This window comes from Stenotrophomonas sp. MH181796, from assembly GCF_009659995.1.
In the GTDB taxonomy this organism is placed as follows: domain Bacteria; phylum Pseudomonadota; class Gammaproteobacteria; order Xanthomonadales; family Xanthomonadaceae; genus Stenotrophomonas; species Stenotrophomonas riyadhensis.
In genome coordinates this window covers 185,004-197,121 of sequence record NZ_RAHU01000008.1, presented here as the reverse complement: position 1 = coordinate 197,121, position 12,118 = coordinate 185,004, and the positions used below count along the sequence as shown (strand labels likewise).

Genomic DNA, 12,118 nt, shown 5'->3' with positions numbered 1-12,118 from the left:
AGTTACACGAAGCTTGCCTAGCACTCCAAGCGATGCAGTGCTCCAGTTTAGGTCGCCCTGCTTCTGATGCATCGGACAGGCTGCACTCCAGGATTGTCTGGAATACATGGTCTATGGTGGAAGGCGGTGAGGAAGAGCTGAGGGCACGCTATGTTCTTCGGCGCCACAGCCTAGATGGTCCGTTAATGATGCGCAGCGATGAGTTCAGTGCATATCGGCAGGGATTGCGGTCACTATCACCCAGGCGGCGCAAACACCTTGCCCTGCAGCATCCCCAGCTTGAGGAGGTGGTTAAGTGGCCCTTTGCAGCCCTCAGCCATCGAGAGTGGGATATGAGGACAGTTGTTGGCTGGAATCGCCTATTTACGTCCAGCGCCGGACTACTCGGAGACCGCTATTCATTCCCGGGCGATAGGACCAGTACTGATGAGAACCGCGTGCCTGTGATGGCATATGACCTGGATGGCCTTTACCAACGAGGTGACATCTATGGCTTTCTCATGCTGACGTGCACGTATCGGCTGTTCCACTTGCAGCGGTTGGCTGATCGCCAGTGGTATGCGGCAAGCCACATGATACGAGCACTATCTGGAGCATGCAGAGATCCCAGAGTGCGCCCATACGCTCATGAGTTGATCACACAGACGAAGCAACTTCTTCGCCTGCTGCCGGACACGAGCTTTCCAATTCACGTGAATGACGACGTGATCTGGGATCAGATCCGGAACGACGTCCACGAGCCCTCCTACTTGATGAGGCGGGCTGCTGAAAGGCGTGGCGTTCACATCCCTGAGCCTGTGAGCCCAATCATCTCCTACCGATACCAAAAGTGCGCCCCTCATCAGCAGCCTTTGCTGTTCGCGCGTAACGGGTAGTCTTCTGATCCGACCAGGCCAAAGATCTGCGGCCGGGGAGCGGGGCCGGGAGGTTGGCAGTATCCGCGATCGCCTTCTATTCGAAAGATACCCTCTGGCAATGGGCTATAGGCTGATCCAAATCCAGCTTTCGAAATGCGCCCATCGCTGCAGCGTTCACCACTGAGGGAGCCTTGCTCCCGCAAATCCAGCGCATCGCCTGCATCAATTGGCCGTGGCTAAACACGACCACCTGCTCATGCGCGGAATAGGATTTAAGAATGCGCAGCGCTCGCGCAGCGCGGGCAACTAGCTGGGCAAATGACTCGGCACCAGGTCCATCCACATAGTTTGGATCGCAACGGGACCAGTAGTCCTCTACCCACTTCTTGCGGTCTGCTGCCGAGGTGCCCACGCACCGCTCAGGCGACAGATAAGTGAACTCGTGGACCCCCAGGGGCGCAACGACCATCTTGAAGCGTTCGGCGAGTGGTTGTGATGTCTGTCTAGCCCGGAGGAATGGTGAGGTAAAGATGCGGTCAGGCGCAGCCGACCAGGTCATTGCCAATGCGCGAGCCTGCTCCTCCCCTGCGGCAGTAAGGGCAATGGATTCGGGATCGGCGGTTGCAAATCCCGCATTAGCCATGCTTTGCGCATGCCTAACTACCACTAGCATATTCCCTCTCCCCCTGTTCTGTTTGTCTTCTGGGCAGGTGCCTGCCGCCCGTCTCGGATGCACCCTGACTCCGACGCATAGACCCTCTTAAGCCAGTACCTAGTGCTGTTAGGCCGCCTCGCATTGTCGCAATGGTTCTGGACCATTGTCTGCTGCGGCGGGCTACGCTCGTTTGCCTCGCACGACACAATCTTTGCCACTCAACGGGGGGCAAAGCATGGTCCAAACCCTAACAGGCTGCACAGACTTTGTGGTTCCGGTGGGCACCTACTTTGGTGATGGGATCAAAAGGGCTCTGACCCCGGCCGGGCAGCGTTACACCGGGTAGCCGGTGGCTTCCCGGGCCTTCTTCCAGGCGCTTTCGAATTCGCGCGCGCTGATCTCGTCGTCTTCGTCGAAATCCAGGAACGACACCGGCTGGTCGGCCAGCAGGAAGCGGTCGTCGCTGTGGGCATGCTCGTCGGCCCAGACCATCTTGGTGCCGTAGATCTCCACCTGGCGCACGATCTTCTCGCCACGGGCTTCCATCAGCACGTTGCCCTTGCCCAGGCCCGATTCGGCCCAGTGCTTGTAGTACTTCTTCGCGGCGGATTTCGCGCCGGATTTTGCGTTGTGCTTTGCGTAGGTCATTGCAGGGGTCCTGGCCGCAGCGGCGGCCGGAGAGTTCGGAATGGCGCCATTATCAGGCATCCGGGGTCGGAGCCCTTCCCTGCGGAAAGGGATCCGCCCCCTGTCGGTTCAGTTCGGCAAGGCCACGCCCTTCGGCCACAGCATCCAGATGTTGCCCTTCTGCTTCATGTCACCGGCCAGCTTGCCGGCGGCATCGCCGCTGCCCCAGTACAGGTCGGCGCGCACTTCGCCGGCAATGGCGCCGCCGGTGTCCTGCGCGGCCACCGGGCGCACCACCGGGCTGCCGTCGGGGCGCGTGGTGGACAGCCACAGCAGGCTGCCCAGCGGCACCACGGTGCGGTCCACCGCCACGCTGTAACCCGCGGTGAGCGGCACGTTCAGTGAACCACGTGGACCCTCCGGGCTGTCCGGGTTGCGCACGAAGAACACGTAGCTGGGATTGCTGCGCAGCAGTTCCGGCACGCGCGCGGGATGGGCCCGGGCCCAGGCGCGGATCGCATCCATGGTGACGTCTTCCTTCTTCAGCTGGCCCTGGTCCACCAGCCAGCGACCGATGGCGCGGTAGGGGTGGCCATTCTGCTCGGCATAGGCCAGCCGTACCTGCGTGCCGTCGCCCAGGCGCACCCTGCCCGACCCCTGGATCTGCAGCAGCTGCAGGTCCATCGGGTCGGTCAGCCAGGCCAGTACCGGGGCCTTGGCGCCCTTGGCCGCGATGGTGCCGGCGTCGTCATAGGGCTTGAGCACCTTGCCCTCGACGCGCCCGCGCAGACGCTTGCCCTTCAGCTCCGGGTAGACGCTCTCCAACTGCACCACGATCAGATCATCCGGCGTGCCGTATACCGGCACCGTCGCCTTGTCGGTACGGGTAAGACTGCCGGGGTAGATCGGCTCGTAGTAGCCGGTAATGAGCCCGTCGGCCTGGTGGCCGCCGGCACGCAGTGCATAGACATCCAAATCGCGCTGCAGGAACTGGCGGATCGCCGCCGGGTCCTTGTCCGAAACCGTCGCGGCGGTGGCGCAGGGTTTTGCCCAGACCGCATCGTTCTTCAGGCGCGTGCAGCTGCTGCGCCACGCAACGAAGCCGGCCTGCAGATCGCTGTCGGAGACCGGTGGCAGTGCACTCCATGCGGCCTTGGCATAGGTGGCCGCGGGCGGCGTGACCGGCGTCGGCACTTCGGTTCCGGTGCGGGGAGCGGTGGTGGAGCAGCCGGCGAGCACGGCCGCTGCCAGCAGGATGCAGTGCCTGCGCTTGAAGAAGGTGGCGGAATCGATCATGTCGCCATGGTGGAGTGCCGGCCGCTGGGCGGCAACCCAGCGCGGGGTCAAGCGTTCATGCGCCGGATCAGGGCGTCTGCAGCAGCAGGGAATGCAGGATGCGGGCGTCTTCGGCATCCAGCGTCTTCGGCAGGTCGTCGCGGCCACGGAAGCGGCGGTGGAAGGCGGCGACGGTGGCGTCCCGGTTGTCGAGCGGATAGCCGAAGCGGGCCAGCGCATTCCACGCGTCGAAGCCTTCCGGCGCCGCGCCGTCGGCCGCGCGCGGCCAGACGCCGAAACCGGCCTCGGCCAGCTGCTGCCACGGGAAGAACCGGCTCGGGTCCTGCTTGCGCGTCGGCGCCAGGTCGGCATGGCCGATCACCTGGCGCGGTGGGATGTTCAACCGGGTGGTGAGATCGCGCAACAGCACGATCAGCGATTCGATCTGCGCCGCACTGAACGGGCTGCGGCCATCGTTGTCGAGCTCGATGCCGATCGAGGCGGAGTTGAGATCGGTGATGGTGCCCCAACGCCCGGCGCCGGCGTGCCAAGCACGGCGCTCATCGGCAACCAGCTGATAGCGATGGCCATCGGCACCGATCAGGTAGTGCGCGCTGACCGGCCCACCGCTGTTGGCGGTACGCAGCGTATGCAGGCTTTGCTGCACCGATTTCTGTTCGGTGTGGTGGATGACGATGATGACGGGCGTGCGCGCGTTCTGGTTCGGCGATGGCACCCAGGTGGCGAGCGGGTTGTGCTGCACGGGCGCGGTGGCGGTGCAGGCCGAAAGGGCCAGGGCCAGCAGTGTGGGAGCCAGGAGGCGGGGGCTGATCATGGGCAGATTCTAACCACGGATCGAGTCTATCGTTCGAGGCCATGTGCCGGACGACGCCACCGATGGTCGCGCTGTCCACACAGGGACAGCAGGACCTGGTCAGGCCAACGCCGGCGTGCCGCTCAACTTCGAAAGAACGACAGGTTGTACAGGAACAGGCCCCAGACCGCGATCGCGAGTGGGATCTCGCAGAACGCGGAGCGGTGCCGCAACGCCATCCGGATGAACATCACCACGGTCAGCATGGGCTGCCCGAAGAAGCAGACCCAGAAGAGTGCTTCTACACCCGGCACAGTGGACAGCTCGTAGATTCCGAGGGAGTTGTCGGTGTTCCGATTGAAAGTGACCGCCCCCCAAAGGGCGAGCAGGGAAAGCCAGGCCAGTGCACTGGCGCTTGATAGAAACAAGGTCCGTCTACCTGCGACACTCATTTTCGTCCCCATTCGGGTTGATCGAACCTGTACCGATCAATGACCGATGCACATGCTGCCTGGAGCAGACTTCCACGATCCGCTACTCATGCCCGCCATGTCGCTCCTTCGTGCAGCGCACATGCGCGGGAACATCAGGGTGCCGGAGCCACGCAGCTGTCATTCAGTACTCCGGTCCAGTATCCATCTCCGGTTCGAAGCAGCCCCCAACCTGGGTGAACAATCGGATCGCCTCTTCATCCTCGGCCTCGTACTCGATGGCGAACGGCATGGGCGGACGATGCTTCTTCCGCGGATTCATGCTTCGAAACACTGCATAGCCCTCAAGCACAGCCAGTATCTGGGGTCGCGTCAACAAGACAACGTCCTGAGAGTTCCATCGCGAATGCACCAGGAAGAAATCGGCCGCCCGCAGGACAGCATGTCCCTCTCCATAGTGGACGCATGCGCTGCCCTCGTCACCGTTTGTGGGCGCAGCAAAGGCACTGCGGGTCCGCAGTTCGCTTCCGCGCCCGAGATGACCGAAGTCTCCATCCAGCCACGCTGCGATTTCACCGACACCCCGTCCCTGCCCATGGTGTACCACCGGCGCGTCACCGATCTTCTCTTCGCTGGATGGAACGTGGCAATCGCCGGTCCAGTAGGGAAAGAGAACTGCCTGGATAGTCATTCGAAACCCATTCCCTGCTGCCGCAACGGAAACCCCTGTCCCACTTCCGGTCTACCCGACCTGCTCGAAGATCACGTCAGTCACGCCAGCCCACTCAAGGCGTGACTTCACTTCCCCACTGACGATCAGTGCGGCACCGAATCCGCCAATCCTGAAAATATGCCACGAGCCCACTTTCCCGCCACCCAGAGCCAGCTTCGCAAACGCGCGATACTGCCCTGCGAGATCAGGTCTCACGGGATCATCCCGCTCGAATCTCCCGAATTCGGAGCGTGATTCGCCGACACAGTCGACGCAGGTTTCGACAATCAATACAAAGTAGCTTCCCCGCGTGCGCTGGCCTTCAATCACGACAGGTTCCATTGCGGCATTCGCATGGAGCCCGTCGACTTCTGGCGGACCTTCCAGTGCGCTACGGCACCGGGCACTCACGATGGCAACGGGACAGGACACCCTGATCCAGAGCATAGCTTGAAGGAAAAAGGCATCTTCTGCGAGCAACCGTTCACACGTGGAAGTGCTTCAGCCGATGGGAAATACCGGCCCACGGCTCCAGGGTACTCCGGCATCGGAGAACATCCGTTCGATCTCATCGTAGAATCCTGGATGAAAGGTCGTCTCATCGCTCGACTGCGAACGCAGGTAACGCGAGACCAGATCCAGGCACAGCTCCGTCGCTTCCATGTAGGTATCCAGCCACAGCACCTGCCCCTCGTCGGAAAGCTGATCCGGACGGACAACCGAGAGCTTGTGGCAGAAGGCATCGATGCTGGGAAGCCCCAGATCTGCCAGCAGGTCGTGGTAGGTCAGCCGCCACAGACCGGAGGAAAGGCAGCGATAGGTGAGCTCCACGGCGAAGCTCCAGCGTTCTCGATCTGCTGCGCCAGCCGCGCCGTCCACAAACGCATGCGGACTGTAGTCGCCCAGGGTCAGCAGGTAGACATACCATTCGATGTCTTCCATCACTGCTGCGGAAGTCGCCTGGATCACACCTGCTCCGTTCTGTAGTCCATCGAAGTCGTTGGTGGCGAACACGCACACCTGCAGACAGCCATTGGAGCAGGAACGGTAGAGCCACGCCATGCGTGGCTGAGTCGCCGACAGTGCCAAGCAAGCGTGGCACCTACCAGAGCAGTAGAAGTGCCGACCAACGGTCGGCACCCACCGTGGCGGCGGCAGGCGGCCCCGCAGGGCCGCCCGCCGATACCTCAGGCCTCGTAGGCGGATTCGCCGTGCGAGGTCACATCCAGGCCGGTGCGCTCCGCTTCCTCGGTGACGCGCAGGCCGACCACGCTGCGCACCACCAGCAGGATCAGCGTGGTCACCACCGCCGACCAGACCACGGTCAGGCCGACGCTGACCACCTGCACCCAGACCTGATGGGCGATATCCAGATCGGCCTTGGTGCCGCCCAGCGACTGCGCACTGAACACGCCAGTGAGAATCGCGCCGACGATGCCGCCGACACCATGCACACCGAACACGTCGGCGGTGTCGTCCACCTTCAGCAGGCGCTTCAAACCGGTCACGCCCCACACGCAGACCACGCCGGCGACGAAGCCGATGATGATCGCGCCGAGCGGGCCGACGGTGCCGCAGGCCGGGGTGATGCCGACCAGGCCGGCCACCGCGCCCGAGGCTGCGCCCAGTGCCGACGGCTTGCCCTTGCTGATCGCCTCCACCAGCGTCCAACCGAGCACGGCAGCGGCCGTGGCCAGCACGGTGTTGAGGAAGGCCAGCGAGGCGACGGTATCGGCGGCGGCGGCGGAGCCGGCGTTGAAGCCGAACCAGCCGACCCACAGCAGCATCGCGCCGATATAGGTGAACGGCACGTTGTGCGGCTTCAGCGCGGTCTGGCCATAGCCCAGGCGCTTGCCGACGAACCATGCGGCCACCAGGCCAGCCACGCCCGCATTGATGTGGACCACGGTGCCACCGGCGAAGTCGATCGCGCCCAGTTCACCCAAATAGCCGCCGCCCCAGACGATATGCGCCATCGGGATGTAGCTGAGAGTGAACCACAGCGCCGAGAACAGCAGCACCGCACGGAACTTGATGCGCTCGGCGAAGGCACCGACGATCAGCGCGGTGGTGATGCCGGCGAAGGTCGACTGGAAGGCGACGAACAGATAGTCCGGCAGGCCCTTGATCGGCGTGTTGCCCACCGAATCGGGGGTGAAGCCCTTGAGGAAGGCGAATTCGGTGAACGAGCCGAAGAACGGGTTGCCGGCGCTGAACACCGCGCTGTAGCCATAGGCCACCCACAGCAGCAGCACCAGCGAGAACACCACCAGGATCTGGCTGAGCACCGACAGCACGTTCTTCGAACGCACCAGGCCGCCGTAGAACAACGCCAGCCCCGGCACCACCATCAACAGCACCAGCAGGGTGGACGTCAGCATCCACGCCACGTCGCCGCGGTCATAGGCGGCGGCCGCTTCGGCCACGGCCGGTGCAGCGGCTGCCGCTGCAGGATCCTGCAGTGGTTCGACCGCCACGCTTTCGCTCGGCAGCGGCGACACCTGGACCTGCGCGTGGGCATTGCCCGGCCACGCACCGGCGGCCAGCGCGCTGAGCAGCATCAACAGGCACACGAAGTGGAACCGGGCTTGCCACCCGGTGAGAAGGCGCATCTTCATGGGGGAGTCTCCGGAAGGGGGTTACAGCGCGTCGGCACCGATTTCGCCGGTGCGGATGCGGATGACCTGTTCGACGGCGGTGACGAAGATCTTGCCGTCACCGATCTTGCCGGTGCCTGCCGACGACTGGATCGCTTCGATCACCGCGTCGGCACGCTCATCGGTGACCACGGTTTCGATCTTGATCTTGGGCAGGAAGTCGACGACGTACTCGGCGCCGCGATACAGCTCGGTGTGGCCCTTCTGGCGACCGAAGCCTTTCACTTCGGTCACGGTGATGCCCGACACGCCTGCGTCGGACAGGGCCTCGCGGACCTCGTCGAGCTTGAACGGCCGGATGATGGCGGAGATCAGTTTCATGCGCATGTCCCGAGGGTGGATGGGGCCAGCGCGCCAGCGCGCGTTGGCATCAGGCAACCAGCGGCCATCAGGGTGATGGCCGTGGCTGTTGCACCGGACACGTACAGGGCCGGGACGGCCGTGCCTCTCTCCTTGCACGACCGACGCGGGAGGGAGGGCGGCCCTGGTCGCGTATCCGGTCTTTCTCTTGCCCCTGGATCAGGGATCCTTGACGTGGGGTCAGAGCCCTTTCACGCATGAAAGGGATCCGACCCCATGCAACAACCCCGATCTGACCGCGGCTCCCCAGCCGCGAGAACGGAAGCGATGGCGGAGGGTGGGAAGGGGAAGCCCACCGCCATCGCTACCGGTCAGCTGGCGTAGTACAGCTGGTATTCCAGCGGGTGGGTGGCCGCGCGGAACTTGGTCACTTCCTGCATCTTCAGCGCGATGTAGCCGTCGATGAAGTCATCGCTCATCACGCCGCCGGCCTTCAGGAACTCGCGGTCCTTGTCCAGCGCTTCCAGCGCCTGGTCCAGCGAGGAGCAGACCTGCGGGATCAGCTTCTCTTCTTCCGGCGGCAGGTCGTACAGGTCCTTGTCGCTCGGTGCGCCCGGGTCGATCTGGTTCTTGATGCCGTCCAGGCCGGCCATCATCAGCGCGGTGAAGGTGAGGTAGCCGGACTGGATCGGATCCGGGAAGCGCATTTCGATGCGGCGTGCCTTCGGGTTGGACACCCACGGAATGCGGCACGAAGCCGAACGGTTGCGGGCCGAGTAGGCCAGCATCACCGGTGCTTCGTAGCCCGGCACCAGGCGCTTGTAGCTGTTGGTGCCCGAGTTGGCGAAGGCGTTGATGGCCTTGGCGTGCTTGAAGATGCCGCCGATGTACCACAGCGCCAGCTGGCTCAGGCCGCCGTAGCCGTCACCGGAGAACAGGTTGGTGCCGCCCTTGGACAGCGACTGGTGCACGTGCATGCCGCTGCCGTTGTCGCCGACGATCGGCTTGGGCATGAAGGTGACGGTCTTGCCGTTGCGGTGCGCGACGTTCTTGATCACGTACTTCATGCGCAGCAGTTCGTCGGCCTTCTGCACCAGGGTGCTGAACTTGGTGCCGATCTCGCACTGGCCGGCGGTGGCCACTTCGTGGTGCTGCACTTCCACTTCGATGCCGACCTGTTCCAGGGTCTTGCACATCTCGGCGCGCAGGTCGTGCAGGGTGTCGGTCGGCGGCACCGGGAAGTAACCGCCCTTCACGCCCGGACGGTAGCCGCTGTTGGCGCCGTCGTACTTGGCGCCGCTGTTCCACGCCGCTTCTTCCGAGTCGACCTGGAAGAAGGTGTGGCCCATTTCATTGGCGAAGCGGACCGAGTCGAAGATGAAGAATTCCGGCTCCGGGCCGAAGAACGCGGTTTCGGCGATGCCGGAGGACTTCAGGTAGGCCTCGGCGCGCTTGGCGATGCCGCGCGGGCAACGGCCGTACGGCTGCATGGTGGCCGGATCGAGGATGTCGCAGCTGATCACGATGGTCGGATCGGCGTAGAACGGATCGACGTAGGCGCTGGCGGTATCCGGCAGCAGCACCATGTCCGATTCGGCGATGCCCTTCCAGCCGGCGATCGAGCTGCCATCAAACATCTTGCCTTCTTCGAACAGCGACGGCTCGACGATGCTGACCGGGAAGGTCACGTGCTGCTCGACACCACGCATGTCGACGAAGCGCAGGTCGACGAACTCGATCTGGTTGTCCTTGATCAGCTTTTCTACGTTTTCCACGGACATCGGTACGACCTCGGATGGGGATGAATGCCTGCTGAGGTACAGCAACGACCGTGCCAACTTTTTGCGGCCCGCAAGTCATTGATTTGAAAAAGAGCGCCCCGGACCGGTGCAGAACGGCGCGCACCAAACGGGTGCACCCATCACCCGACGCACCCGTTTGGTGCAGCAGGGATCGTCTATCCTCTCGACCTTCTTTCTTCCTGCCGCGCGTGCCCGCACCGTCCATGTCCGACCTGCTCTCCGCCCTGCTGCTGGGCATCCTCGAAGGCTTGACCGAATTCCTGCCGATCTCCAGTACCGGCCACCTGCTCATCGCCCAGCACTGGCTGGGTGCCCGCTCGGACTTCTTCAACATCGTCATCCAGGCCGGCGCGATCGTGGCCGTGGTGCTGGTGTTCCGCCAACGCCTGCTGCAGCTGGCCACCGGCTTCAACCAGCGCGAGAACCGCGAGTACGTGTTCAAACTGGGCGCCGCTTTCCTGGTCACCGCCGTGGTCGGCCTGGTGGTGCGCAAGGCGGGCTGGTCGCTGCCGGAGACGGTCAGCCCGGTGGCCTGGGCGCTGATCATCGGTGGCGTCTGGATGCTGCTGGTGGAGGCCTACACCGCGCGCCTGCCCGACCGCGACCAGGTGACCTGGACAGTGGCGATCGGCGTCGGCCTGGCGCAGGTGGTGGCCGGCGTGTTCCCCGGCACTTCGCGCTCGGCCTCGGCGATCTTCCTGGCCATGCTGCTGGGCCTGAGCCGCCGCGCCGCCGCCGCCGAGTTCGTGTTCCTGGTCGGCATTCCCACCATGTTCGCCGCCAGCGCCTACACCTTCCTGGAAATGGCCAAGGCCGGGCAGCTGGGCAGCGAGAACTGGACCGACGTGGGCGTGGCCTTCCTTGCCGCGGCCGTCACCGGCTTCGTCGTAGTGAAGTGGCTGATGGGCTACATCAAGTCGCACAGGTTCACCGCCTTCGCTATCTACCGCATCGCGCTGGGCGCGGCGCTGCTGCTGTGGTTGCCCTCCGGCAGCTGAACAGCGCCGGGGCACGGCAACCCCATTGCCGGCCCCACCCCGTTTCCCCCACGGTTCCCCAAGGAGAATCACCATGAACCGCAAGCTCACCCTGCTCCTCCCGCTGGCCCTGCTGGCCGCCTGCAGCCAGACTCCGGCCCCGGCCGGCAACGGCGGCGACGATGTGGCCCCGGCCGCGGCCAAGGCAGCAGACCAGCAGACGCTGGCGCACCTGGATGCGCAGCGCCTGCAGAGCCAGCACTGGCTGCTGCAGCAGGCCACCGGCGCCGACGGCAAGCGCATCGACGCGCTGTTCGCCCGCGAAGACAAGCCGGTCACCCTGGACTTCGCTGATGGCCGCCTGTCGGTCAGCAACGCCTGCAACCACATGGGTGGCGGCTACACCCTGGCCGACGGCAAGCTGACGGTCGGTGCGATGGCCTCGACCCTGATGGCCTGCACCGACAAGGCGCTGATGGCGCTGGACGAGGCCGTGTCGAGCCGCCTGCAGGGCGAGCTGAAGGCCGAGCAGGATGCCGATGGCAAGCTGACCCTGACCAACGCGAAGGGCGACGTGCTGGTGTTCAACCCGGAACCGACCGCTGAAACCCGCTACGGCGGCGCCGGCGAAACCGTGTTCCTGGAAGTGGCCGCCAAGACCGAGAAGTGCTCGCACCCGCTGATCCCGGACTACCAGTGCCTGCAGGTGCGTGAAGTGAAGTTCGACGACAAGGGCCTGAAGCAGGGTGAGCCGGGCAAGTTCGAGAACTTCTACGGCAACATCGAGGGTTACACCCACGAGGACGGCGTGCGCAACGTGGTGCGCGTGAAGCGCTACGACGTGAAGAACCCGCCGGCCGACGCGCCGTCGCAGGCGTACGTGCTGGACATGGTGGTCGAGTCGGCCATCGAGAAGAAGTAAGACGACAGAAGGGCGGCCGAAAGGCCGCCCTTCTTCGTTGTGTAGAGTCGAGCATGGCTCGACTCTGCAGAAGCAAAGCCGGTCAGCGG

Annotated in this window: 13 protein-coding genes; 2 read left to right on the top strand and 11 right to left on the bottom strand. The window is 64.1% G+C overall.

Annotated elements, in window-relative coordinates:
- Positions 1-951: 951 nt before the first annotated feature.
- The 11 genes from D5301_RS20175 to glnA all read right to left on the bottom strand — a co-directional run bounded on the left by D5301_RS20175 (position 952) and on the right by glnA (position 10,109).
- Positions 952-1,530 (bottom strand): histidine phosphatase family protein, encoded by a 579-nt coding sequence (locus D5301_RS20175; RefSeq protein WP_075675705.1) that lies wholly within the window; start codon positions 1,528-1,530, stop codon positions 952-954.
- A 315-nt stretch (positions 1,531-1,845) separates the two neighbouring features.
- Positions 1,846-2,160 carry a hypothetical protein gene (locus D5301_RS20170; RefSeq protein WP_049435403.1) on the bottom strand — a complete coding sequence of 105 codons (315 nt, stop codon included), beginning with the start codon at positions 2,158-2,160 and terminating at the stop codon, positions 1,846-1,848.
- 108 nt (positions 2,161-2,268) lie between these two features.
- A complete protein-coding gene (locus D5301_RS20165; RefSeq protein ID WP_110714237.1) occupies positions 2,269-3,435 on the bottom strand; it encodes an MltA domain-containing protein in 1,167 nt (388 codons plus the stop codon).
- 67 nt (positions 3,436-3,502) lie between these two features.
- Positions 3,503-4,249 carry an N-acetylmuramoyl-L-alanine amidase gene (locus D5301_RS20160; RefSeq protein WP_110710695.1) on the bottom strand — a complete coding sequence of 249 codons (747 nt, stop codon included), beginning with the start codon at positions 4,247-4,249 and terminating at the stop codon, positions 3,503-3,505.
- A gap of 122 nt (positions 4,250-4,371) precedes the next feature.
- Complete coding sequence (locus tag D5301_RS20155) at positions 4,372-4,680, bottom strand: hypothetical protein (RefSeq protein ID WP_153856697.1); 309 nt, start codon at positions 4,678-4,680, stop codon at positions 4,372-4,374.
- 163 nt (positions 4,681-4,843) lie between these two features.
- Positions 4,844-5,350, bottom strand: a complete 507-nt coding sequence (locus D5301_RS20150) for a hypothetical protein (protein WP_075675710.1) — start codon at positions 5,348-5,350, stop codon at positions 4,844-4,846.
- 51 nt (positions 5,351-5,401) lie between these two features.
- Positions 5,402-5,818, bottom strand: coding sequence for a DUF1629 domain-containing protein (locus D5301_RS20145; RefSeq protein ID WP_324187365.1), 417 nt, complete (start codon positions 5,816-5,818; stop codon positions 5,402-5,404).
- A 54-nt stretch (positions 5,819-5,872) separates the two neighbouring features.
- Positions 5,873-6,385 carry a hypothetical protein gene (locus D5301_RS20140; protein WP_153856696.1) on the bottom strand — a complete coding sequence of 171 codons (513 nt, stop codon included), beginning with the start codon at positions 6,383-6,385 and terminating at the stop codon, positions 5,873-5,875.
- A 173-nt stretch (positions 6,386-6,558) separates the two neighbouring features.
- Entirely contained in the window at positions 6,559-7,989 is a 1,431-nt protein-coding gene (amt, locus tag D5301_RS20135; protein WP_153856695.1) for an ammonium transporter, read from the bottom strand.
- 21 nt (positions 7,990-8,010) lie between these two features.
- The gene (locus D5301_RS20130) at positions 8,011-8,349 is read right to left on the bottom strand and encodes a P-II family nitrogen regulator (protein ID WP_004134334.1); all 339 of its coding nucleotides are present in this window, start codon (positions 8,347-8,349) and stop codon (positions 8,011-8,013) included.
- Between the two features lie 350 nt (positions 8,350-8,699).
- Positions 8,700-10,109 carry a type I glutamate--ammonia ligase gene (glnA, locus tag D5301_RS20125; RefSeq protein ID WP_004153533.1) on the bottom strand — a complete coding sequence of 470 codons (1,410 nt, stop codon included), beginning with the start codon at positions 10,107-10,109 and terminating at the stop codon, positions 8,700-8,702.
- A 224-nt stretch (positions 10,110-10,333) separates the two neighbouring features.
- Here glnA and D5301_RS20120 point away from each other — a divergent pair, with 224 nt between their 5' ends.
- Entirely contained in the window at positions 10,334-11,128 is a 795-nt protein-coding gene (locus tag D5301_RS20120; protein WP_110710690.1) for an undecaprenyl-diphosphate phosphatase, read from the top strand.
- A gap of 73 nt (positions 11,129-11,201) precedes the next feature.
- Positions 11,202-12,029 (top strand): META and DUF4377 domain-containing protein, encoded by an 828-nt coding sequence (locus D5301_RS20115; protein ID WP_110710689.1) that lies wholly within the window; start codon positions 11,202-11,204, stop codon positions 12,027-12,029.
- The last annotated feature ends 89 nt before the right edge of the window (positions 12,030-12,118 follow it).